Consider the following 24920-nt stretch of genomic DNA (forward strand, 5'->3'; position numbering starts at 1 on the left):
ATGACAGAAAAGAAAAAGGTAAAAAAAAGCAATTCAATAGTACATTCCCGTTATGGTTGCGCAATCGGTGCGGTAAACAGTGTTGCAGCAATTCCAAGAGGGATTCCGATTGCCAACTGCGGCCCGGGTTGTGCGGATAAGCAATATTTTATGCTCTCTTTTTCCAATGGATTTCAAGGGGCTGGATATAGTGGCGGCGGTGCGCTGCCCAGTTCAAATATCGGTGAAAATGAGATTGTGTTTGGCGGGCAAAACAAACTGGATGATTTAATAAAATCGGCGCTTAAAATCATGGATGGAGACTTGTTCGTGGTATTGACAGGCTGTGCGGGAGAACTGATCGGTGACGATGTAGGGGCTGTGGTGAAAGGGTATCAGGAAAAAGGCTACCCGGTAGTTTATGCGGAAGCCGCTGGATTTAAAGGAAACAATCTGATTGGGCATGAAATTGTAGTAAAAGCAATTATTGATCAATATGTAGGGGACTATAACGGGGAGAAGGAAAAAGGGCTGATTAATCTCTGGTTTGAAGTCCCTTACTTTCATACAAACTGGCGGGGGGATTATATTGAGATAAAGCGGATTCTGGAAGGAGCGGGTTTTAAGGTACAAGTTTTATTTGGGTCCGAAGCCAAAGGACCTGATGAATGGAAGGGGATACCAAAGGCCCAGTTTAATTTAGTTGTTTCGCCTTGGGTGGGACTGGAAACCGCAGAGCATTTGAAGGAAAAGTATGATCAGCCGTTTTTACATATTCCCATCATACCAATTGGGGAAGAAGCCACGACAGCTTTTGTACGAAAAGTAGTCGATTTTGCAGGCATAGACAAGGAAAAATCAGAAGCTTTTATAGAGGAGGAAGCCGCAAGGTATTATTATTTTTTAGAACATTTTTCAGAGTTTTTCTCCGAATACTGGTTTGGCCTTCCGGCCAAATTTACAACGGTTGCAGATGCGGCCTATAATCTGGCAATTACGAAGTTTTTTACAGATCAGGTGGGGCTGATTCCAGTCAGACAGATTATTACCGACAATACGCCGGAAAAATACAGAGATCGTATCCGAGAATTGTATCGCAATATTTCAGAGGGGATTTCACTAGAAGTGGACTTTATTGAAGATGGGTATCAGATTGAAGCGGAAGTGAAAAAAGTGGATTATGGTTCAAGTGTGCCATTAATCCTCGGTTCAAGCTGGGAAGATGATGTGGTGAAAGAACTGGGAGGAATCTTGGTTCCAATCAGCACGCCGGTTACATCAGAAGTGGTCATTAACAGAAGCTATATCGGCTATAACGGTGCCCTGACTTTACTTGAAAAAGTGTATTCTGCCACCGTAAAGTAGCTGGCAGAATGAGATAAGAAGCTAGACAAGTCGATTAAGTAAAAATTTGAAAGGAAAAGAATTATGGCTAAAGCGGTAAGACAGATTGCAATATACGGAAAAGGTGGAATTGGGAAATCTACCACCACACAAAACCTTTCAGCCGGTCTTGTAGAGGCAGGAAAGAAACTAATGGTAGTGGGCTGTGATCCTAAGGCGGATTCCACCAGGTTATTACTGGGGGACTAGCCCAGAAAACCGTCTTGGATACGTTAAGAGAAGAGGGAGAAGACATCAGTCTGGAGGATATCTTAAAAGATGGCTTTAAAGGTATAAAATGTGTTGAGTCCGGAGGTCCGGAGCCTGGTGTGGGCTGTGCCGGCCGAGGGATCATTACCTCTATTGGCTTGTTGGAAAGCTTAGGGGCATATACAGAGGACTTAGATTATGTATTTTACGACGTCCTCGGAGATGTTGTCTGTGGGGGCTTTGCCATGCCTATTCGCGAAGGAAAGGCAAAGGAAATTTATATTGTAGCCAGCGGCGAGATGATGGCCCTTTATGCAGCCAATAATATCGCAAAGGGGATTCAGCGATATGCCAAACAAGGAGGAGTCCGGCTTGGAGGCATTATTTGCAACAGCAGAAATGTGGACCGAGAGATTGAGCTGCTGCGGGCATTTGCGAAAGAGCTGGGTACCCAGTTGATCTATTTTGTTCCTAGAAATAATATTGTTCAGCAGGCGGAGATTCGAAAAAAGACGGTCATTGAGTATAAATCCGACTCGGAGCAGGCAGAGGAATACAGAGCACTTGCCAAAAGCATTGAAGAGAATACCAGCTTTGTCATTCCAAAACCCATGACCCAGGAAAGGCTGGAAGAGATTTTATTTGAATATGGCCTGATGGAACTGGCCGATGACTATAAGATTTAATTCTAAGCTTACCTATAGAATTTTACTATAACCAGTTATATAAAAAAGTAAAAATCATGGATTGACATTTAAAGGGCATTAGCATATTATAAAAACATAGTAAAACCGTAGGAAAAGTATGAAAAAGGAGGAAGGCAAGATGACAAGATTTTGGAATTGCTGTTGTTGTTGTGAAGTAGTAAATAGCATAAAGTTAATTGAGAAAGTTGACCTTCATGACAAATATCTGTGTTGATATGTTAATATGACAAATGGATTCTATTCATTCATTTGATTTACACAATAGGAACCTGCTTTCGCAAATGAAGGCAGGTTTTTTTGCATGAAGAAAATCAGAAAGGAAGCTAATATGTTAGAAAAAACAGAAAGCATGACGGCTAAAGTGTGCGCTTTCACAAGAGCGTACCATTCATATTTTACCAGAGATAAAATCTATGATGATTATTTGGCATATGATTTATTGGGCAGAGAGGAGTATGACTCCATAAAAGATTTAATTGCAAGCTTATTCAAATCAACAGAACCTAATGAAAAAAGGTCCTGGAATGAAGCGATTGAGGAACTTGTTTCACCAATTATCTTGCCCCGCATTCGTTATGCGGAAACAAAACTAAAGGAGTTTGCAACAGAAAATGAGTTCTGTCAATATGTTATATGTGGTGCTGGTGTAGACAGCTTTTCCTTTCGGAATGAAAATCCGAATATTGAAGTTTTTGAGCTCGATCATCCCGACACACAACGGTACAAACTGGACAGAATACAAAAAATGGAATGGACAATACCAAAAAATGTTCATTTTGTCCCCATTGATTTTAAGCAGCAAAGTATGGCTGACGTGTTAATGGCCCATGGATTCAATCCAGCAGTAAAAACCTTTTTTTCCATCCTGGGCGTGTCGTATTATCTATCTCTTGATACCCTTGAGACGGTATTTTCTAGTCTTTCCCGCATATCCGCAGGAGGCAGCTGTCTCGTATTCGATTATCCAGATTTGAAAGGGCATCAGGATAAGCACTTTAAGAAGCTGAAACACATTACCGCAACCCTTGGGGAAACCATGCAGGAGGGGTTCAGTTATGAGAGTCTGGAAGATAAGCTTTTAATAAATGGCTATTCTGTTCTGGATTATAAATCACCGGAGCACATACAGAAAATTTATTTTGACAGCAGAGAAGATCAGTTATGCGCATCAAATCATGTACATTTTATATTGGCAAATTATAAGGGAGGAGAGAATTAAGATGAAAAATTACAAGAGTATATCGACGGTATTAATTCATGGAGGTATTTATGGGGATGAGAGAACGGGGGCTGTAAACATCCCCATTTATCAGACGTCCACCTATGAACAAGTTAGCCTTGGAAAACACAAGGGATATGAGTACTCCAGAACCGGCAATCCCACCCGGGAAGCCTTAGAATCGCTGATTGCAGAGCTGGAAGGGGGTGTGGCGGGCTTTGCTTTTGCCTCCGGCATGGCAGCAATTACGGCAGTGTTATCCTTATTTAAAGCTGGAGATAAGGTGATCATTTCAAGTAATGTATATGGGGGAACCTTTAGAGTTCTAGATAAGATTTTTAAAAACTTCGGAATCGGCTATTCTATTGAAGATACAACAGATCTTGATGGACTGGATCAGAGCATCACGGCAGATGTAAAAGCCATTTATGTAGAAAGCCCTGCGAATCCGTTGATGACCGTCACCGATTTAAAAGCTGTATCCGCTATTACTAAAAGACATGGAATTCTATCTATCGTGGACAATACCTTCATGACTCCATATTTACAAAGGCCCATTGAATCCGGTGCAGATATCGTCATCCACAGCGCCACAAAATATCTCGGCGGTCACAGCGATTTGATCGCCGGACTTGTGGTGGCAAACAATAAAGAGCTTGCAGAGAGATTGGCATTTATTCAAAATGCAACAGGGGGTATTCTTCAACCTTTTGACTCATTTTTACTGATTAGGGGCATAAAGACTCTTGGGGTAAGGCTGGACCGCCATGTTGAAAATGCGGAAAAGATTGCAGCGTATCTGGAGAGAAATCAAGCCGTAAGCAAAGTATATTACCCGGGACTTAAAGCCGATCCGGGGTACACTATTAACCGTTCACAAGCGAAGAATGGAGGGGCGATGATTTCATTTGAACTAAAGGATAACTACAGTATTCAAGGGTTCTTTGAGCAGCTTCAGCTTGTTGCGCTGGCGGAAAGTCTTGGCGGGGTAGAATCGTTAGTGTGCCATCCAGCCACCATGACACATGCCTCCATCCCTTATGAAATCCGACAGAAAGTCGGCATAACAGAAGGGCTGATTCGTTTATCTGTTGGCATTGAAGACGTACATGAAATCATAGAAGATCTGGAGCGTGCAATAAAAGCCGCAGGGGAGGAAAACTAAAATGAAGTATTATGAATCCATGCAGGAACTGATTGGAAACACGCCGACGGTTAAGTTAAGCAACATTAATAAAAAAAAGGAAATAAATATCTTTGCTAAATTGGAGCTTTTTAACCCGGGAGGGGGTGTAAAAGATCGAATCGGTAAATCAATGATTGAGCATGCGGAGAACTTAGGCCAGTTGAAAAAAGGGGACACCATCGTAGAAGCGACGGCTGGAAATACCGGACTTGGCATTGCCTTTGCTGCGTTAAACAAAGGCTATAAAATCATCTTTGTTGTTCCTACCAAATTTTCTGTTGAAAAGCAACAGTTGATGAAGGCATTAGGGGCGGAGGTCATCAATACCCCAAGGGAAAAAGGCATGTTAGGTGCTGTTGAAAAAGCAGAGGAGATAAAAGCACAAATTCCTGGCGCCATATCCCTAGAACAGTTTAGAAATCAAAGCAACCCTTTGGCACATTATGAAACCACCGGACCAGAAATATATGAGGCGCTGGAAGGGAATCTTGACTATGTAGTCCTTGGAGCAGGAAGCGGAGGGACATATAAGGGTGTACTAAAATATTTAAAAGAAAGAAATCCTGACATTCAGGGCGTGCTGGCAGATCCCATCGGGTCGACGATGGGTGGCGGTGAACATGGAGATTATAATATTGAGGGTATCGGAAATGACTTTATTCCAGAGACCATGGATATGAATCTGGTGGATAGAGTCATTAAGGTCAGCGACAGGGAGGCTTTTGAGACAGCCAGAGAACTTACTTTAAAAGAAGGGATTTTTGCAGGATCTTCCTCCGGAGCAGCTATGGCGGCTGCATTAAAACTAGCAGAGAACCTTGACAAAGGGAATATTGTTGTTGTATTTCCAGATAGAGGTGATCGATATTTCAGTACAGGGTTGTATGAGTAAGTCAATGAAAGAAGTGGTTGTTCAATGCCCCACGTTAGTAAGGATGTTTTCAATTTTTAAGAGTCGCCGTAGGATTTCAAGTCCTACGGCGACTCTTGTCCTCTGAACTTTGCTCGCAAAGTTGAAATAAACATCTTAATTTGGTTGGCAGTGGTAGGTGTCGATTTTACCAGGCCTTGCTTCTCTTCGTTATTCTTCTTTTGATACGGCCTTTTCTGCCGTGAATTTATGGTAATAGGCCCAGTGGAGGTTGTCAAGCTGGAACCGAATATCCAAAGACAAAAAACAATTATTTAAAGTTTACTCAACTTTACTCAATTAGATAAATTCATTGTAATTTAGACTCTTCCTTGCTATAGTAAATAGCATATATTGCTATAAAGGAGAGTTTTCCATGCAACAAGAAACTTCTGCGCTGTTAAAGTGGGAAAATTTTGGCGATACAGACCAGATGAGATTGACCGATGGATGCGCAGCTGTAACGAAAATCGTTCTGATAAAGAGGTGTAGCTTATGTTGAAGATTGCAATTTGTGACGATCAGCCGAGAGAACTGGAAATCATAAACAAATACATAAAAGAATACCTTGACGGGCATATATTGGATGCAGAGATGAAGAAATTTGCTCACCCTGATACGCTTTTGACTGCCATGGAAACCGAGAGCTTTCATCTCTACCTGCTGGACATTGTTATGCCTATGGTCAGCGGGCTGGAGTTAGGCCAGAGCATCCGTCGTATCAGCCGAGAGGCGCAGATCATCTACATTACCACCGAACCGGGCTATGCGCTGGATGCCTATGCGGTCAATCCGCTGCATTACCTGATTAAGCCTGTAGAAAAGCGGGCTCTATTTTCCGTACTGGAGCTGGCTCTTTCCAAGGTGGATTCCGGCAAGGAAATTACTGTTACCGTGAAAACTAAAGAGGGACTGCGCACCTTGTCCACAGGCCAAATTGCCTGCTGTGAGTATAAAAAGCACCTTGCCTGCTATACGCTGATTGGCGGCGAACAGGTGGAAACCACCACACTTGCCTGCGGCTTTGCCGAGCATATCGCGCCGCTCCTGCGGGATGCTCGCTTTCTTTCGCCCCATGTTTCCTTTGCGATTAATATGAGCCGTGTGGAAAAGCTGGCACGGGAGGGTTTTTATTTGCGCGAGGGGGGCTTTGTGCCTGTATCCGCCAGGCAGCATGCTGCCGTGCGCAATGCTTATTTGAACTATCGCCTGAGCAGAGAGGAGAACTAATGGAACTGTTTTTTGCGCACTTCCTGCGGGGTACCGTATCTGCCATTGCTAACGTGGTGCTTTTCGTTTCGCTTTTGCAGCCGAAATACAGCCGAAAAGTTACCAGCCTCGTTATGCTCGCTATCCTTACGCTGAATCTGTCAACGGCGGTTTATTGCTATATCAGCGGCAACCTCACCTTGCTTGCAAAGATTGATGTGGTATTATTTGCGCTCCTGTGTTTTGCGGCGCGGCCCTTTTTTCGGGACAGCTTCATGCAGTGGCTGTTCTCTTACATCACGGTGGTAAACGTAAGCTTTATCGTGCTGGTTCTCAGTTTTGTTTTTTCAAGGTCTCTGCCTTACCCTGCATATGCAAATACCCTATGGCGGCTGGTTCTTTTTACGGCGGTTATTCTGCTGTTCCGCCAGGTGCTGCGGCCCCTCTACCGTCAGGCGGCGGAGCATTGGACGGTGTTTTTCTATGTGGCGGGCAGCGCTTTTTTTGCTTTTTCGTGGTTCATGCTCAGCAGCGATGATATTGTAGAAACCCTTACGGTACAAGCCGTGCCGCTGCTTTGGCTCGTCCTTGTAACGCTGGCAGCGTACGGCTCGGTGTTTCTTTGTCTCAAAAGCGTGGGCGCGGAATACCGCCTGAAGCAGGATAAGGCCTTATTGGAGCTGTCCGGTGCGGCCATGAAGCAGCGTCTTTCCCTTATGGATGAGGCGGTAGGGCAAATGCGGGTTGTGCAGCACGACCAGCGTCACCTGAACGCCACCCTTTTGGAGCTGATGCAACATGGCGATGTGGAACATGCCGCCGATTTGCTCCGCCGGCAGATTGCCGTTTTACCGCAAAAGCCGGTACGCTATTGTGAGAATATTGCTGTAAACGCTGCCGTAAGCTACTATGCCGCCTTGGCCGAGGGACGGGGAATCCGTTGTGATCTTCGGCTGGATATCCCCGAAAAGCTACCCTTTTCCGAGCTGGCTCTATCGATGACGCTTTCTAACCTCATGGAAAATGCCATACACGCCTGCGAAAAACTTGAGCCTCAAGGAGAGCGTTGCCTCTACGTCCGAGCCATCTACACAGGGCAGCTCATTTTGGAGGTGGAGAACCCTTATTTCGGCGAGGTGCCGCTGGATGAAAACGGCTATCCCGCCGTCCGGGAGGAAGGGCATGGTTTGGGTGGTGAGAGCGTCCGGGCCTTTGTGAGGGAAAACGGCGGCGAGATTCTTTATCAGGCGCAGAACGGCATTTTTAATGTGCGGGTGATGATCTGAGCACAGACGGTTTTCTTTGTCAAGAGTTAATTTTGCGTTTATCCATAAACATTAAGTAGAAAAACAAGTCTTTTAAGTAGAAATTGGTCGCTTTCTTTGGTTTCGTGTTATCCTGCCTTCAGGAAATCACGAAACAGAAGGGAGCGATTTTTTATGAGCAAAACAGCCCGACGCAAGAATGATCAGGTTCTTTCCGCCCCTAATGCGGAGGGCAACGTTTGGCCAAGGCAGTCTTGCCCAGCCTTTACCCCCCGCAGCGGTGGGTTGGAGAAAACCTGCTGGTACTGCGTCTACGCGGATTTTCATCTGGACAAGCCCCGTGCTTTGGACGTGGGTGTGTGTTATTATCCAAAGAAACAATCAAAAAGGGAGGAAACGAAGGAATGAAAAAACGACTATTAAGCGTTGCGCTGGTACTGTGTATGGTAGTAACCATGCTGCCGGTTTCGTCTATAGCGGAAGTAATCCATACGACTGAGAAAACCAGTGGAGAGATTATTCACTTTGAGCCGCTTGCAAAAACAGAAATAGCAGTATCCCCCGGAATACCAGCTGCGGATTTAGAGTTGCCTGAGACTCTGATCGCCACGGTGCGGATAGCGAAACCTGCGCAGGATTCCGGCGAATCGGCGTCGTCAGAGCAATCTGATACACAGGACAGCAGTACCGTTTCTGACAACGGCAGCACCACCCCCGCGACGGACGATTCTGACGGTCAGCCTACCGGTACACCATCCGACGCGCAGGAGCCATCTGCCGGCGGTGATCATGGCGGGACGATTCAAATACAGGCTGCCACCGGCTCTGCCATAAACGCAGAGATTGGCAAGCAGAAGGAAACAGGTGAATACGCCGACCCTGAATGGGAAGAAACCACAGTTGATATTCAGGTGACATGGGCTTGTGCTGATTACGACATGGATACCAACGGTGACTATGTATTCACCCCGGTGATTGAGGACTATACGGTCAGCACCGAGCTGCCTGAAATTACCGTAATAGTGGGCACACCCGCATTTGCCGCCCCGGCGGCTATACAGGCAATGGGTGCACCGGCCCCAAACGCCAGCTACGACCTCTGGGTGGGCGAAACGAAGGTGACCGCCACAGGTGCTGTAAGCGGCTCTGACATCACCGGAACCGTCACCTACGACGCGGACACGAAAATTCTGACGCTGAGCAACGCAACCATTACAAGCGCGTATACAAATAACAATAATACGTACGGCATTTACTCCACCGGGCCCCTTTCCATTGAGCTGGAGGGCAATAACACGATTACTCCGGCGGATAACGGCAGCGCTGGGGAAAGCCACGCTGTTTATGGGGGAGGCGACCTTACCATAAGCGGCAGCGGCACATTTACAGCCAGCGGCGGCAGCGGCACCAACAGCTCCGGCATATACGCTACAACCGTCAGCATCGAGGAAAGCGCCGAAGTCACCGCCAACGGCGGCACTGTCACCGACAACAGCTACGGCATATACGCTACAACCGTCAGCATTGAGGAAAACGCCAAAGTCACCGCCAACGGCGGCACTGTCACCACCACCCACATGGGCAGGAGAAGCTCCGGCATATACGCTATTACCGCCGTCAGCATTGAGGGCAGCGCTGTAGTCACCGCCACCGGCGGCACCGCCACCGCCACCGGCGGCAGCAGCTACGGTACCTTTGGCGATAACGCCGTCACCATCAGTGGTACCGCCAATGTAAAGGCCACCAGTGGCACCAGCAACTTAGGCTATGGGATATACATCTTTGACGGCACTCTCACCATTCAGGACGGTGCCGAAGTGGAAGCCACCGGCACCAGCAGCACCAGCAGCAGCTACGGTATATTCAGCAGGAAGGGCGATATCACCATCAACAAAAGCACAGTAACTGCCGAAAGTGGTACGGCCCCCACAAGCTACGGCATATACGCCAATAACGGCAATATCACTATCCGCAGTGGTGAGGTAACTGCCAAGGGCGTCAAGGCTGCAATGAATAAGGCACCAGATTTAGCCAGCGTGCAGGTTATGGCTGATGCTGATATAACTGGCAGCAATGCCAGCCCAGTAACATTGGCAAGTAACAACATCGCCACTTACAAATATATTAAGATGGAGCCTGCGCAGGGTATCCCCGAGCAATTCAATCTTGCCCCCGGCGGCACTTACTACTTCGACCTGTCGGGTGAAAAGGTCAACATCGGCACGGTAAACGCCAACCTGCCCGACACAATCCTGCACTATGTGCCCTTTACTTATGCAGGCACGGTGAATGCGTATAGCCTTGACAGCAACAGCAGCGGCAGCAAAACCGCATCTGCAAATGCGACCGCAAGCGACCGCAGCCTGTTCGTGGGGGATTATAATATCGGTTACAGCATCAATTGGAACAACTTGAACACAGCAGACCTTATCTTTGGCAAACCCTTTGATGCAAACTACGAGCTACGCTCTTTGAGCGCAGGCAGCAGTAACGCGGACAGTAAAGGCTCTCCGGCCACCAACGAGTGGGATCAGATTTTGGATAAATCAAAGTCAACCGATAATGAATCGGGCTGGATAAAAAACTGGAATAGCGGTTACTCTTGGGCGCAGGATACCAGTCAATTAGATAGCGATTTTCGTGTTGCGAGGGGAAGCCTTACAGTGAGCTATTGGGGTACGGGCCGTAGTAGCCTGCAGGACTGGGAGGTGGGCTTTCGCCCCGCCCTTGAGGTACTGAACCCTGACACACTGGGCGATGAAGGACTGAAAGCGGTCACGCTGAAGCTGAATGGCGGTAAGCTAAAAAACAGCACAGAGGACATCAAAATCATCTGCTCGGGCGGTAGCTTTAAAGCACCCAGCGGCGATGGGCTGACTCCACCCGATGATAAGCCCTTTTCCGGCTGGAAGGACACAGCCAGCAATACAATTTACGCAGCGGGTTCAACGGTACCCAATACCGTGACCGGCTTGATCGCACAGTGGAAGGCACCCATTATAATGATACCCATACCCACTGCAAATGCAGATTTGAAATGGACGGGAAATGAACAAACGGGTGTGAATGCAGGAACCGGCTATAGCCTGAGCGGAACTGTTGTGGCAACAGCGGTTGACGATTACAATGCCACGGCAACACTGCTGCCCGGCTATGAGTGGAATGACGGCACCACCGCAGTCATAAACATTTCATGGAGCATTGCCAAGGCTGACGGTTCTCCAGCGCCTACCGGGCTTTCGGGGGTTGCGCCAAGAAGTGCAGGCGGCACAGACGGAAAAATCACCGGCACAACCGCCGTTATGGAATATGCCGATAATGCCAGCTTTGCTGGTGCTCATGATTGCACCGCTACAGAAACCACAGGTCTTTCCGCAGGAACCTACTATGTGAGACTGAAAGCCACCGCTACCCGTGAGGCAGGTGCATACACCACGGTAACTGTTGTTCCTGACCCAGACCTTGCAATCGTTGCTGCGGCAAAAACCGCTACGGAAAACGCAAGCTACGGTAACATGACCCAAGCGGCGGCAACCAACGAGGAGGCTATTAAGGCGGCATTGATGTCCACCGCACAAACAGTGATTGGTAACAGCGATATTTCAGTGACCATAACTCAAGCCAGCTATACCCTACCAATTGCAGGAACCTCCGCGATTCACGGAGGTACAAACGGTATCTACACCTTTACTGTTACGGTAGCCAAGGGAAGTCAAAGTGAGACCACCGTGCAGAAAACCATCACCATCACGGCAACGCCTTATACAGGAGGAACTGGCGGTGGTGGTGGCAACAGCGGTGGGACTAATACGCCTGCTTCCTCCAGTAAGCCTACCGAGCCTGTTACCGGCAGCACGGAAAACAAGGCCACAGGAGATGGCAAGGGCAACGCTAACGTCAGCCTGACCGATAAAAACATCATCGACACCATTGCGGATGCAAAGGCCGAGGCTGTAAAAAAAGGTGTGAACGCAGGCGACATCACGGCGGTAATCCACGTCACAACTGGTGGAACGGATGTCAACACGGTGACAGTCAATCTGCCCAAGACTACGCAGGAACAGGTCATTGACAACAAGATTTCCAGCGTTCAGCTTGTCATTGACCGTCCCGACCTTACTATTGGCATGAACCTTGCGGCGGTGACCGAAATCAACCGGCAGGCAAAAGCCGACGTTCAGCTTTCCGCCACCCGCATGGACAATACCAAACTATCTGGTGATGCAAAGGCTGCCATCGGCAACCGGCCCGCATACGAGCTCCAGGCAATCTATGGCAGCGGAAAATCCGTGACTGATTTTGGCAAAGGCAGCGTCAGCGTGGAAATTCCCTATACCTTGCAAAAAGGTGAAATTGCGGGCAATGTCTATGCTGTATATGTGGATGCAAAAGGTAAAGTGACCTATCTCACCGACTCCAGTTATGATACAAGACGCGGAACGGTGATGTTTTCCACCAGTCATTTCTCTACCTACGGCATCGCCTACAAAGACAGTTCCGACTTTACAGACATTGATGGTCATTGGGCAAAGAACGATATTCTTTTTGTCGCAAATCGTGGCCTCATGACTGGCACCAGTGTCACCACGTTCAGCCCTAATGGCTCTATGACAAGGGGGATGTTTGTAACAGCCCTGGGACGTTTGGCAGATGCCGATGTGAGCAGCGTTACAAAGAGCAGCTTTACCGACGTGAAAGCCAATGCCTATTACATGAGCTATATCGAGTGGGGCGTAAAGCACAACATACTGGTCGGCATCGGCGACGGCAAATTCGATCCCGACGGTCTTGTGACCCGTGAGCAAATGGCGGTTATTATGGATAGATATGCCACGTCGATCGGGTTTAATCTGCCGGAAGTTTACGCACAGAGCACCTTTGCCGATAACGCCAAAATCGGCACATGGGCGGCGCCTTCTGTAAAACGCATTCAGATGGCAGGTATCATACAAGGGAAGAGCAATAATCTCTACGGCCCGCAGGGAGCGGCCACTCGCGCCGAGGTTTCGGCGGTGTTGAGGCGCTTCGTGGAACAATAGCACAGTGTCTGGATAAGTAATAAAACAACAAATCAATAAGCTAAGGGCAAACCTGCACAGAGCCCACCCTCTATCCTAAGGGTGGGCTCTTGACATAGGTTTAACTTATAACAGGCTGTATATTATAAGTATTAACACTTTTAAAATACCCGGGATATAATTGGAGTCAAAGTTGGCGTTGTAGCCAAAGGGAAGGCAAAAGTTTCATAAACTTAGAATCCTGGTTCGAATCCAGGCAACGCCGCTAAATTCTCAAGCATATAAATAAAGCGGCACAGTAAAAATCATGTTCTAGGACTGTTTTGCAGCCCTGTTTTTTTAAATGTGTTATTTCCTAGAAGGAGGTGAAGGAAATGAAACTAAATGCAGATAATTTATTTAAAGATACAATCTATGAAAATAAGGAGGATATGCCTAAATCGATGGCTGTTGACATCCTCAGCGGCAACTCACACCTATACGGATATATGTTATTGCCAGGAGTGGAGTATGAAAAGAAACACCCCTGTGTGTTAATGTTTCATGGATTTCCGGGGTATACAACTAATAATGACTTGGAACACGCCCTACGCAGGATGGGCTGCATTGTAGTGCATGTAAATCATAGAGGGGCCTGGGGAAGTGAAGGGAAATATCTGTTCAGCAACCTGGTAGAAGATGCGGTATCGATTGCAAGGTGGGCTGTTAGTGAAAAAATTGCAAAAGCATATGACATTGATACGGAAAATATTTTTCTTGCCGGGCACAGCATGGGTGGAATGACTGTCATCAATGCCATGAGAAAGCTGCCCTTTATTAAAGGCGTCATTGCTATCGCCCCATATGATCTTCACTATTGGTTTGAAAGCGGCAAAGAAGGAAAGCTTTTAGATATGATTCAACTAGAGGGCAAATGCTTACAGCATGACAGTGATGAGTTCGTATTTGTCGATGCATGGAAACAGCATCGCCAGTTGGCATTAGAAAATGCACATGAGGATTTACAAGGGCGCAATGTTTTGTTTATTGGCGCCGATTTAGATGACGTAGCTCCGCCAAAAGAAATGATTGAACCCTTATGGAACAAACTGAAAGAAGCAAATCCTTTCCAGGAAAACAGAAAGGGTTTTGTACAAGAATATGTGACATTGCATACCGACCACGCTCTTTGCGGCAATCGGGTGAAATTGACGCAGATAACTGGTCAATGGATTGAAAAGATAGTTGGAGATTCCGCGTAGACATTCGGAGACAAAGAAACAGAAAGGTTTTACACCACATAGGCAGAAGGGGAGATAGAAGATATGACCAGAGAAGAAGCGTGGCAGTTATTAGTAGAATTCAATAAGGACGAGTTTCATTTAGAGCATGCACAGGTTGTGGAAAGTACAATGAAGTATTTCGCAAAAAAACTTGGCTATGAAGGAGAGGCTGAATTCTGGGGAATTGTCGGTTTACTTCACGATTTAGACTTTGAGCAGTTTCCGGAAAAGCACTGTATTAAAGAACAGGAAATACTGAGAGAACGGAGCGTAGATGAAAAAATCATCCACGCAGTTGCCAGTCACGGTTATGGCATCACGGTTGATATAAAGCCAGAACATGAAATGGAGAAAATTTTATACGCCGTGGACGAACTGACCGGGTTGATTGGGGCAGTAGTCATTATGAGGCCGTCTAAAAGCATTCAGGACTTAGAAGTAAAGTCGGTAAAAAAGAAATATAAAAGCAAGGGATTTGCCGCGGGCTGCTCCCGTGAAGTCATAGAAAGAGGTGCAGATATGTTAGGGTGGACTTTGGATGAGTTGATTCAACAGACCATAAATGCACTAAAGACTTTTAGACCATAGTCTATGAAACAAACAGGACTTGCCATTCATTGGACAAGTCCTATTTAAAATTTAAAAATAATTTAACAAAGAGACTTGACAAAATAATTATATTTGATAAAATATTATTTAATAAAATATAAAAACGAATGGCATGGGAAGGAGATTTACTATGAACATTTATGATTATTCTGTTATAAACCCCGCTGGAGAGAACATTTCCCTCAAAGATTATGAGGGTAAAGTGATAATAATTGTGAACACGGCAACTGGCTGCGGATTTACCCCTCAGTATAAGCCCTTGGAGGCGATGTACGAGCAATATCACGAACAAGGTTTGGAAATCCTTGATATTCCCTGCAATCAATTTGCTGGGCAAACGCCAGGCACAGATGAAGAGATTCACCAGTTCTGTACCCTTCGCTACAATACGCAGTTCCCGCAGATGAAGAAATCCGACGTAAATGGTGAGCATGCTTTGCCGCTGTATGGTTATTTAAAGAGCCAAAAAGGATTTGAGGGATTTGGTAAGGGCGCGAAAGCACTGGCGATGGATTTAATGCTGAAAAAAATAGATAAGAATTTCAAAAGCAATCCAGATATTAAGTGGAACTTCACCAAGTTTGTAATTGATCGAAATGGTAGCGTTGTTGCCCGCTTTGAGCCGACTGCAGATATGAAAGAGCTGGAGCGTTGCGTGACATCCCTGTTATAAGAGCTGATTCAGCATTCCCATCTTGACATAACCTATCTTATAAAATAATATTGAATCAAATAAATTTGATTGGAATGTGAGAAAGCATGGAAGAGAAAAACAATTATGATAGGCTAAAGCTGGAAAACCAGCTGTGCTTTCCTTTATACGCCTGTGCCCGCAAGGTGGTCAACCGATATACCCCTTATTTAAAGCCTCTGGGCATTACCTATACACAGTACCTCGTGTTTCTGGTCCTGTGGGAGCAGGACGGTCTCACTGTGGGAGAGTTAGGGCAGAAGCTGTATTTAGACAACGGTACCTTGACGCCCTTACTAAAGAAAATGGAAGCTGCTGGCCATATTACCCGTACTAGAAGCAAGGAAGATGAGCGGGTGGTGCAAGTCTTTCTGACGCCAGAAGGAAGGAATCTCCGAGAGGAGGCTAAAGACATCCCGGCAAAGATGCAGGAATGTTTGTCCGTGTCTCCAGAGCAGGCCAAACAGCTCTATCAACTTTTATATGAGGTGTTAAATATGGCTTAAGGGCTAAAGGCCGCACCATATGATAGAAAGAAAAAAAGGTCTTGCTAGAACTTTTCAGTTTTAGCAAGACCTTTTTTTCGGATTTTGTTCTATACCAATACCGCTCCAGGATTTCGGTCAAAGAAAATGCTCTTACCAGAAGTGGAAAGGGGGATTCCGTAGGCCACCCGTACATCTTTAGAGAAAACCCCAGAGAGAACGGCGGTTTTTCCAGCGGAATAAAATACCCGGTTGTCCATGCGGTTGTCTGCTGCCACGGAGACAGCAGAGCCAACAGCTATCCCCAGGTCTGTAATGTTAAAGGTGCAATTTGCCCCGGCCTGCTTCATGAGCCCGCAGTTTTCAAATCCGCAGTAGCCACAGTTTTCAAGACCCAGGGGATTATCTTTAATGCCAATAAGTACAATGCAGTGACAGACTTCTAGGTTGCCGGCGTCCCGGTCAAAGAACTCGGCATCAATTTCTTTAGCGACCCGCCGCATCTCCGCCGCTAGCTGAGCCTTTTCTTCTCCGTCCAAAATAAGCACCTCTATGTTATCCACACCACAGCCCTTTGGAGCTGTTCTGGCCGCCGCCGCCATGAGATCGGCTACCGCTAAAGCCGCCCTCTTTTCGGCATCTTCACCTGTATATTTCATGATGAAACCCTCCTTTTTATAGTCTCCTATGCCCATTCCCGCAGGATGGTGCAGCTTTTGAAAATCCTTCTGCAACAAGCTGCTGTAGAAGCACTCCCTATTCTTACTGTAGCACATTGTATAGGCTTTTGAAAAGGTTGTATTTCTTTTAAATTTGGTATAAAATGAAAAGACTTATGAAAGCTATAAATATGGTGCATCTTGTTTGTCAGCAGGAGGCAGCCGGAAGAAATATTGCAATAAAAAGCAACAAAGCAAAGAAAGGTTGTGAACATATGAATGAACCCGTTTTAGTAATCATGGCAGCCGGTATGGGCAGCCGCTACGGAGGCTTGAAGCAGATGGATCCGGTGGGATCTGCCGGGGAGCTGATTATCGATTTTTCGCTGTACGATGCTTATCTGGCGGGATTTAAGGAAGTAATCTGCGTCATAAAAAGGGAGATTGAAGAGGATTTTAAGGCACTGATGGCTGGAAGGGCGGATCGCTATTTAAACATCCGCTATGCGTTTCAGGATTTGAAGGATTTACCAGAGGGCCATGAGGTGCCTGAAGGCCGGGAAAAACCTTGGGGCACCTGCCATGCAGTCCTCAGCTGCCGGGAAATGATACAAGGGCCTTTTGCTGTCATCAATGCAGATGATTATTATGGACCAGGAGCTTTTCAGAGCATGTACGAGTTTCTGTCCCAAGCCAAGGATGACCACAAGTACCGGTATTGCATGATCGGTTATCAGATTGAAAATACACTGACCGAAAACGGCACGGTGGCCAGAGGGGTTTGTCAGATTTCTGGAGATGGATTTTTGCAGGAAATCGTGGAACGAACAAAGATTAAGTGGATGGAAGACGGCAGCATTGGTTTCACCGAAGATGAAGGCCAGACCTGGGAGGGGCTAGGCAGGGGTACAGCGGTATCCATGAACTTTTGGGGATTTAGCAGGAGTATGATTGATGAAATGGCAGCCAGGTTTCCCGCTTTTTTAGATCGGGTAAAGGAGGAAAATCCATTAAAGGGCGAATACTTCCTGCCGCTGGCGGTGGATGCTTTAGTAAAGGAAGAGTTGGCTACGGTAAAGGTCCTAAAGTCAGCAGATAAGTGGTATGGTGTTACCTATAAGGAAGATAAGGATATGGTGGTCAGTGCGCTCCAAGCCTGCAAAGATAAAGGGCTGTATCCGGAGAAGATATGGTCTTAGAACGCCAGATTTCAGGAAGGGATAAGGAGACAGGGAGGAGATGGAGGAAAGATGAATCTGGAAAAGCTTAGGCCAGCAGAGCAGCTTTGCCGTGTTATGTCTCGGATTTATGACGCCAAGCTCACTACTGTTTCAGGTGGAAACCTGTCCCTAAGGGATGACGCTGGAAATGTGTGGGTGACTCCTTCTGGGGGAGACAAGGGGCGGTATCAGCCTTCCGAGATGTTGAGAATCGGTTCTGACGGGCAAGTGGAAAACGGCGGAAAACCATCGGTGGAGACGGGTATTCATCGGTCTCTTTTAGCAGACCGGCCAGAATTTAAGGCCGTAGTTCACGCCCATCCCGCCGGGCTGGTGGCAATCAGCCTGCTGAGGCAGCTGCCGGAGCTCAGGCTCCTGCCACAGGTGGCTGCTGCCGTTAAGGAGATTTGTTTGGCGGCATATGGGTGTCCTGGCAGTGAGGAGCTGCGAGAAAATGTGGCCAGAGAATTTTGCAATAAGAGCGATGTAAGGGCGGCGATCTTGGAGAATCATGGGGCTTTTGTCGCCAGTGAAGAAGGCTTGCAGCATGCCTTTGGCATTTTTCAGGATTTGGATTTCAGTATTCGGCTTCAGGCAAAGGCCCATTACTTTTCTGGGCAGGCTCCTCGACGGATTTCTCAGGAGCAGTTAGAGCGGTATCAGCAAGCGGAGCAGCCGGTTTGGCAGGTGTTGGCATCAGAAGAAACAGAGTCTGTTTCTTTGGGAGAAAGAGACGTGCAAGAGCAGATGATCGATTTTTGCAACCGAGCTTATGCTCGTGGATTGTTCACCCAGAATATTGGCGTGATTTCCGTCCGTTTGGAGGAGAACAGCTTTTTGATTACTGCCAGTGGAGCGGACAATGGGGAATTGACGCCGGAGGAGATTGTTAAAGTCCAAGGACAAAAGGTCCAAGGAAGCAGGCGGCCTTCCAAGAGTGCCAGTCTTCATCAGAAGATTTATCAAGAAAATCCTCATATCAATGCAATTATCATGGCTGCTCCCGAGCATGCAATGGTCTTTGCCGTTACTCAGGCAGAGTACGATTTGAAGACCATTCCTGAGTGTTATATTGTCTTGCGTGAAAAGATTCGTAAGTTTCCCTTTGGGGCCACGATTGAGCAACAGGAAGAACTGGCGGCTTATTTTAAAAATCAGTCACCGGTAGCCATGGTGGAAAACGACTGCTGCATTTGTACGGGCGCTAGCCTGTTTAACGCTTTTGATAAGCTGGAGGTGCTGGAGTTCAGTTCCCAAGCTGTGATTACGGCCCGGATGTTGCCAGGAACGTTACAGCCCATTACGGAGGAGCAGGTGGAAGAAATCAAGAATCGTTTTAACATTGTATAGATGGGATTAGCTGGAATGTTGGACGGAAGAGGTCTGGAAGCTGCTAGGCTGAAAACAACCGTGAAGGGAGAAGGCGGATGAAGGTATTAAATTTTGGTTCCTTAAATATAGACTGGGTCTACAACGTCGATCACTTTGTCAGACCGGGAGAAACCATGTCAGCCTTGGAGGTGGCCCGGTACTGTGGGGGGAAAGGCTCTAATCAATCTGTGGCGCTAGCTAAAGCAGGAGCATCGGTTTTCCATGCCGGAGGAATTGGCAGCGACGGCCTCTTCCTAAAGGAAAACTTGGCGGAAAACGGCGTGAATGTGGAGTTTGTCCAAGAGATGGATGTACCTACAGGTAACGCTTTTATTCAAGTGGACAGAAGCGGTCAAAATTGCATCATTCTTTTTGGGGGAGCCAATCAGCAGATTACTCCGTCTTTTGCGCAGGAGGTATTGGGTACCTTTGCGGCCGGGGATATGTTAATTCTGCAAAATGAAATTAGTTCCTTAAAAGAAATTGTAGATATGGCCTATGACCAGGGCATGCAGATTGTTCTCAACCCTAGTCCAATGGATGAGAAAATCCATCAACTGGATTTAAGCAAGATTACTTATTTTCTCATGAATGAAATCGAAGGAGAAGAAATTACCGGCAGTAATCAGCCTGAGGAGATTCTTGATATCATGATTCAAAGATATCCCCAAAGCCGGGTCGTTTTGACTTTAGGGGATAAGGGTGTTCGCTATGCAGAAGGCAACAAGCGAATCTCCTGGGGCAGCTATGAGGTTCCGGTGGTAGATACTACCAGCGCCGGGGACACTTTTACGGGATATTTCATTTCGGCATTGACAGCAAATTTGCAGGTGGAGCAGGCTTTGGAGCGAGCTTCCAAAGCAGCGGCCTTGGCGGTGTCCTCTAAGGGTGCCTCTATTTCTATTCCTTTGCCGGCACAAGTGGACAACTGCCAACTTAGCCTAAAAAAGTAAGAAACTTTGAAGAACAGTTGAAATTTAAGCAGGGATTAGAAGATTTCCCTTGCATTATGAAAAAAATATAGTATAATTAAAAGGCATGAAATTTGTAGGACTACCATACTGGAGTCCCAGGAACAAAAGATTGCTCTCTGTGCAGACTCGAAGTCTGCACCATTTAGTCCATAGGGAGGTGAAAAAGAAATGACAAATTATGAGGTTATGTTCATTATCGACCCAACATTAGAAGATGCAAAGAAGGAAGCGGCAGTAGCTACTGTACAGGAAATCATTGCAGCTGACGGCGAAGTTGGTAAGGTTGATATTTGGGGCATGAAGAAGTTGGCTTACCCAATCCAGAAGAAGAATGAAGGCTACTATGTAGTGGCTGAATTCAAGGCCAGCACGGAACTGCCGAAGGAATTAGACAGAAGACTGAGAATTTCAGATGCGTTTATGAGACATCTGATCGTGAACAAGGATGAGAAATAGGGGGTAGCAGATGAATAGTGTAGTTCTCATTGGTAGACTTACTAGAGACCCTGAGGTTCGATATACACCTAGCACCCAGATGGCTGTAGCTAGTTTTACGCTAGCCATCGATCGGCCCACCGGTCAGGGTAAGGAAAAACAGACGGACTTCCCGCGGATAACCGTATTTGGCAGACAGGCTGAAAATTGTGAGCGATTTCTTACAAAAGGCAGACTTGTAGGAGTTCAGGGAAGAATCCAGACTGGAAGCTACAAAAATAAAGAAGGTGTGACCGTATACACCACAGATGTTGTAGCAAGCAATGTGGAATTTCTGGAATGGGGAGACAGAGGCGGAGAACCGGCCCGAGGCGGCAGTTCAGTACCTACTGGATTCCAGCAGATGGATGAGCCATCTATTCCGGAAGGATTTTCATCGTTGGACGATGACGATATTCCATTCTAAAAAAACCTTAACGAAAGGAGCGTAACCGCTATGATGGATAAAAGACGCGGCGGCATGCGGAGAAAGAAAGTATGCCAGTTCTGTGCAGATAAGACAGAAGCTATCGATTACAAAGATGTAGATAAATTGAAGAAGTATGTTACCGAAAGAGGTAAGATTCTTCCGAAGAGAATTACTGGAACTTGTGCTATACATCAGAGAGAAGTTACCAAGGCAATTAAGAGAGCGAGAATTGTTGCTCTTCTGCCTTACGTAGCAGACTAGTCAATAACCGAAAATGGAAACCGAGTCATGATGGCTCGGTTTTTTTTATTGACTTAATTGGAAGAAAGTAGTAAAATTTACCTGTAGACTGGTTAGCCATAGCTAACTAAACTGCAGAAACGTAGACTGGCGTTTGTAAATTAATTATGTAGCCATCCAAACACCCGGAGGTTAGCTATAGCTAACTAAACTAAACAATAAACTTGATAGGACTAGCTAAAACAAACGCTACGGCTATCTTTATTTAACGGGCAGACAGCAGTAATATCCATCAGCAGCTTGCCGAAAAAAAACAGGAGAAGGAGGTGACATCAAAGAATTGCTATTTCGTAATGCAAGAGAATAGTTTGAAAGAAAGGATCTATCAAATGAAAAATAAAAGAATTTTATCTTGGATTGTTGCGATTGTTCTGGTATTGTCGCTAGCGCCGACGGTGTCCATGGCAGAGGAATCCCTTGGCGATTCCATTGAAGGCACAAGCGTTACGTTGGAGTCCCTTGATACACCAGCTGAAGTCGAAGGGCCTGCAGAGGTGGTTTTCGCCGGAGGGGAAGGCACGCAGGATGAACCTTATCAAATTGAGACGGAAGAACAGTTGGACAGTGTACGTGAGCACTTAGATAATTACTTTGTCTTACAAAATAATCTGGACTTATCCGATTATGAGGGTTGGAAACCCATCGGCATCTTGACTTATTCGCAAGACGTAGATATGAAGACGGGAGATATGGACTTGACGAAGGCTTTTTCTGGCAGCTTTGATGGACAAGACCATACCATTTCAGGTATAAACGTGACTACAGATCAGGATATGCTGGGCGTAGGCGGTCTGTTTGCTTGCTCCACGGGGAAGATCTCAAACCTTAAGGTTGAAAAGGTGACCGTCACTGGTGATAAAACTAGTATGGCTGTGGGTGGTGTTGTAGGTTATGCCATAAAAGGGGAGATTTCAAAAGTAGAAGTCAAAGATGCCACGGTCACTGGGATTAACTGCGTAGGTGGAATCGTCGGAGGCAGTAGTGCTAATCTGAGTTACTGTGTGGCAGAGGATGCAAACATCGTTGTAATCGGCAATAATGATTTCGCTAATGGACGCATCGTTCAGTGCGACGTTGCGGAGTGTGGCGGCTTAGTAGTTGGCGGGGCCTTTAACGGCAGCGTCAACAATTGCACGGCTACAGGTACTGTTACAGCGGAGGGAACTGAGCCCGTTGGACTGGGTGGCATCGGCGGCTGCCTTCAGAGCATGGAGTCCATTACGGGTAACACGGCAAATGTTATCATTAAAACCACCAAAGGCGGCCATGCCATTGGCGGGCTGTGTGGCTATGCTGGCATAGGCAATGAAGGTACCGGAGCGGATCAGGGAACCGTCAACGAGCCCACCAAGATTTTCGATTGTCATGTAACGGTTAATATTGACGCCCCAGGAGCAACCCATGTCGGCGGGCTAGTGGGTACTGGCCTTTATTTCTATGGCATGGAGGATCGTTTTAATGTTGAGAATTGCACGGTAGAAGGCACAATTCTTGCGGGGACGGAGGAGCCCTCTATCTATGGAATGACGGTTCCCGGTGGCGTAGCAGGCCGAGCAACCGGGTGTGATGTAAGCGGTTGCAATTTTGATAGTCTGACAATCAATGGGCAGCAGGCAAATACCGAGGTAGGAACAACCAATACCATGTACGAAAGCGGAGATCAGTACGATGAAGAGCAGGATAGCGGAGCACTTCTCTATGGATTGACCGGGACTTATCAGCCACTGTTTGAAGAAGCCACTTTCAAGGACGAGTACAGCCATTACTGGTATGATTATTGCGCAGCTATTCTCGGTAAAGAAAATGCGGATATAGCAGTAGCCACTCTTAAAAAAAGTATAGGCGGCAGTATTTTTGGACAGGAAGCAGTAGCCGCTTATAATGAACATCCTGAAAATACGCAGTTTGCCTGCGGGTTTATCAATGGTGTAAGTAAAATAACTTTCAATGGAACCCAGATTAGCGGTATAGACAAAGATGGGCAAAATCTTTTCTCGCATCCTTACCGTTATGTTGGTTATAAAGCATCTACCGATCAGGAGGGATTTAACTTTTATATTTTTGAAAGTACCAGTGGCAATGAGGATGAATATAAATACTTTGCATTATGCCCGGATACACCAGCAACCACCCACCATATTGAGTTCCGCTACGGGAGAGATATGAACGAGTTGTTACAGCTCTATGCAGGAGATTATGCATATTGGATGGGATCAGGCATTGCCACAAGTGCATTGACAGATCCAAAGGAAGTCACGCTTGAGCAGGTTATTGGGTTATTCTGCTTGGAAAATATGAACTACACTGAAGCACGGACACCTAGTTCCCTTGCGGGCGTGACTGATTTGGTAGGAACTTGGGACGCAGATTTGAGCGGGTATCCTGAGTTGGCGGGGAAAAGCCTGTATTGTGTATTGAAAGCTGACGGAACAGGGACCACCTATCTAGACGGTGCCGTGACAGATACGTATCGCTTCTACGCTTATGATAATGACGGCAAAGCTGACACCAAGACCGGCATTTATGTGGCCTACAATGAAGAACCTGAGTCCAGCAAATATACGATAACAACAGAAAATGGAAAGACTGTTCTAGCATTTTACTCCGCAGAGGGCAACCACCTAATCTCTTATACTTTGCGTACCTCTAGCAGCTCTGGTGGCAAGGGGCATTCCGGAAGCAAAAATAATTCAAGAAACACAGCTTCTGCACCCACTACTTCCACCCCGGCTGAGACTACCCCTAAAACCAGTGAAGGCGTCACCGATAATTCTCAGAAAAATTTCAGTGACGTCGCTAAAAATGCTTACTATGCCAATGCGGTTCAGTGGGCGTTAGAAAAAGGTATTACAGCAGGAACCAGCGGTACGACCTTTGCGCCAGGAGGAAGCTGCTCTCGTGCACAGACGGTAACCTTCCTGTGGCGTGCTGCGGGCAGCCCTCAGCCGGTAAGCAAGACCAATCCTTTTACGGATGTGAATCCAGAGGATTACTACTACGATGCCGTACTATGGGCTTTAGAGAAAGGAATCACCGAAGGAACGTCTGCTACTACCTTTGGCTCCGATGCTACCGTGACCCGCAGCCAGACCGCTGTTTTCCTGTGGCGCGCTACGGGCAGCCCGGCAGCGGATAAGGCGAATTCTTTTAAGGATGTGGCCGAGGCAGACTATTACTATAATGCGGTTCAGTGGGCTGCGCAGAATGGGATTACCACTGGCGTAAGCGATACGACATTTAGCGCTGGGGATCCTTGCACCCGCGGTCAAATCGTAACCTTCCTCTATCGCAATGCGCAGTAAGGCTTAAAATATTGTTGCTGATTTTATAAAAAATACAAACGAACTTAGTGAACCTCC

Annotated in this window: 20 protein-coding genes, 1 tRNA gene and 1 pseudogene; 21 read left to right on the forward strand and 1 reads right to left on the reverse strand. The window is 46.6% G+C overall.

The features are described from left to right. From Ami103574_RS01000 to Ami103574_RS01065, 14 genes and pseudogenes are all read left to right on the forward strand, one after another. On the forward strand, window positions 1–1344 hold the full coding sequence (locus tag Ami103574_RS01000; protein WP_163064893.1) for a nitrogenase component 1: 1344 nt from the start codon (window positions 1–3) through the stop codon (window positions 1342–1344). A gap of 63 nt (window positions 1345–1407) precedes the next feature. After that, window positions 1408–2258 (forward strand): annotated as a pseudogene (nifH, locus tag Ami103574_RS01005) (nitrogenase iron protein). Between the two features lie 349 nt (window positions 2259–2607). Next, a complete protein-coding gene (locus tag Ami103574_RS01010) occupies window positions 2608–3498 on the forward strand; it encodes a class I SAM-dependent methyltransferase (protein ID WP_163064894.1) in 891 nt (296 codons plus the stop codon). 1 nt (window position 3499) lies between these two features. Continuing rightward, complete coding sequence (locus Ami103574_RS01015) at window positions 3500–4663, forward strand: trans-sulfuration enzyme family protein (RefSeq protein ID WP_163064895.1); 1164 nt, start codon at window positions 3500–3502, stop codon at window positions 4661–4663. A gap of 1 nt (window position 4664) precedes the next feature. After that, window positions 4665–5576 carry a PLP-dependent cysteine synthase family protein gene (locus Ami103574_RS01020; RefSeq protein ID WP_163064896.1) on the forward strand — a complete coding sequence of 304 codons (912 nt, stop codon included), beginning with the start codon at window positions 4665–4667 and terminating at the stop codon, window positions 5574–5576. A gap of 513 nt (window positions 5577–6089) precedes the next feature. Continuing rightward, entirely contained in the window at window positions 6090–6824 is a 735-nt protein-coding gene (locus Ami103574_RS01025; RefSeq protein WP_163064897.1) for a LytR/AlgR family response regulator transcription factor, read from the forward strand. Then, window positions 6824–8089, forward strand: a complete 1266-nt coding sequence (locus Ami103574_RS01030; RefSeq protein WP_163064898.1) for a GHKL domain-containing protein — start codon at window positions 6824–6826, stop codon at window positions 8087–8089. The genes Ami103574_RS01025 and Ami103574_RS01030 overlap by 1 nt, the downstream gene beginning before the upstream one ends. A 153-nt stretch (window positions 8090–8242) precedes the next feature. Next, the gene (locus Ami103574_RS01035) at window positions 8243–8476 is read left to right on the forward strand and encodes a hypothetical protein (protein WP_163064899.1); all 234 of its coding nucleotides are present in this window, start codon (window positions 8243–8245) and stop codon (window positions 8474–8476) included. 35 nt (window positions 8477–8511) lie between these two features. Continuing rightward, window positions 8512–13107 carry an S-layer homology domain-containing protein gene (locus tag Ami103574_RS01040; protein WP_163064900.1) on the forward strand — a complete coding sequence of 1532 codons (4596 nt, stop codon included), beginning with the start codon at window positions 8512–8514 and terminating at the stop codon, window positions 13105–13107. A gap of 174 nt (window positions 13108–13281) precedes the next feature. After that, a tRNA-Met gene (locus tag Ami103574_RS01045) sits at window positions 13282–13351 on the forward strand. 109 nt (window positions 13352–13460) lie between these two features. Then, window positions 13461–14327, forward strand: a complete 867-nt coding sequence (locus Ami103574_RS01050; RefSeq protein ID WP_163064901.1) for an alpha/beta hydrolase family protein — start codon at window positions 13461–13463, stop codon at window positions 14325–14327. Window positions 14328–14390: 63 nt separating this feature from the next. Further along, on the forward strand, window positions 14391–14936 hold the full coding sequence (locus Ami103574_RS01055; RefSeq protein ID WP_207710515.1) for a hydrolase: 546 nt from the start codon (window positions 14391–14393) through the stop codon (window positions 14934–14936). Between the two features lie 151 nt (window positions 14937–15087). Then, window positions 15088–15630, forward strand: coding sequence for a glutathione peroxidase (locus Ami103574_RS01060; RefSeq protein ID WP_163064902.1), 543 nt, complete (start codon window positions 15088–15090; stop codon window positions 15628–15630). 86 nt (window positions 15631–15716) lie between these two features. Then, window positions 15717–16154: a MarR family winged helix-turn-helix transcriptional regulator gene (locus Ami103574_RS01065; protein ID WP_163064903.1), complete on the forward strand. Its 438-nt coding sequence runs from the start codon at window positions 15717–15719 to the stop codon at window positions 16152–16154. A gap of 89 nt (window positions 16155–16243) precedes the next feature. Here the strand turns inward: Ami103574_RS01065 and Ami103574_RS01070 are convergent, their stop codons facing one another. Next, complete coding sequence (locus Ami103574_RS01070) at window positions 16244–16792, reverse strand: ferredoxin domain-containing protein (RefSeq protein WP_163064904.1); 549 nt, start codon at window positions 16790–16792, stop codon at window positions 16244–16246. A gap of 275 nt (window positions 16793–17067) precedes the next feature. Here Ami103574_RS01070 and Ami103574_RS01075 point away from each other — a divergent pair, with 275 nt between their 5' ends. The 7 genes from Ami103574_RS01075 to Ami103574_RS01105 all read left to right on the forward strand — a co-directional run bounded on the left by Ami103574_RS01075 (window position 17068) and on the right by Ami103574_RS01105 (window position 24863). Further along, the gene (locus Ami103574_RS01075) at window positions 17068–17991 is read left to right on the forward strand and encodes a sugar phosphate nucleotidyltransferase (RefSeq protein WP_163064905.1); all 924 of its coding nucleotides are present in this window, start codon (window positions 17068–17070) and stop codon (window positions 17989–17991) included. A 51-nt stretch (window positions 17992–18042) separates the two neighbouring features. Further along, the gene (locus Ami103574_RS01080; protein ID WP_163064906.1) at window positions 18043–19362 is read left to right on the forward strand and encodes a class II aldolase/adducin family protein; all 1320 of its coding nucleotides are present in this window, start codon (window positions 18043–18045) and stop codon (window positions 19360–19362) included. A gap of 77 nt (window positions 19363–19439) precedes the next feature. Further along, window positions 19440–20336, forward strand: a complete 897-nt coding sequence (locus tag Ami103574_RS01085) for a ribokinase (RefSeq protein WP_163064907.1) — start codon at window positions 19440–19442, stop codon at window positions 20334–20336. Window positions 20337–20525: 189 nt separating this feature from the next. Beyond that, window positions 20526–20813 carry a 30S ribosomal protein S6 gene (gene rpsF, locus Ami103574_RS01090; RefSeq protein WP_163064908.1) on the forward strand — a complete coding sequence of 96 codons (288 nt, stop codon included), beginning with the start codon at window positions 20526–20528 and terminating at the stop codon, window positions 20811–20813. A gap of 10 nt (window positions 20814–20823) precedes the next feature. Then, the gene (locus Ami103574_RS01095; RefSeq protein ID WP_163064909.1) at window positions 20824–21258 is read left to right on the forward strand and encodes a single-stranded DNA-binding protein; all 435 of its coding nucleotides are present in this window, start codon (window positions 20824–20826) and stop codon (window positions 21256–21258) included. 30 nt (window positions 21259–21288) lie between these two features. Further along, on the forward strand, window positions 21289–21522 hold the full coding sequence (gene rpsR, locus Ami103574_RS01100) for a 30S ribosomal protein S18 (protein ID WP_128744417.1): 234 nt from the start codon (window positions 21289–21291) through the stop codon (window positions 21520–21522). Window positions 21523–21890: 368 nt separating this feature from the next. Beyond that, complete coding sequence (locus tag Ami103574_RS01105) at window positions 21891–24863, forward strand: S-layer homology domain-containing protein (RefSeq protein WP_163064910.1); 2973 nt, start codon at window positions 21891–21893, stop codon at window positions 24861–24863. The last annotated feature ends 57 nt before the right edge of the window (window positions 24864–24920 follow it).

Origin of the sequence: Aminipila butyrica (assembly GCF_010669305.1) — a bacterium.
GTDB classification, from domain to species: domain Bacteria; phylum Bacillota; class Clostridia; order Peptostreptococcales; family Anaerovoracaceae; genus Aminipila; species Aminipila butyrica.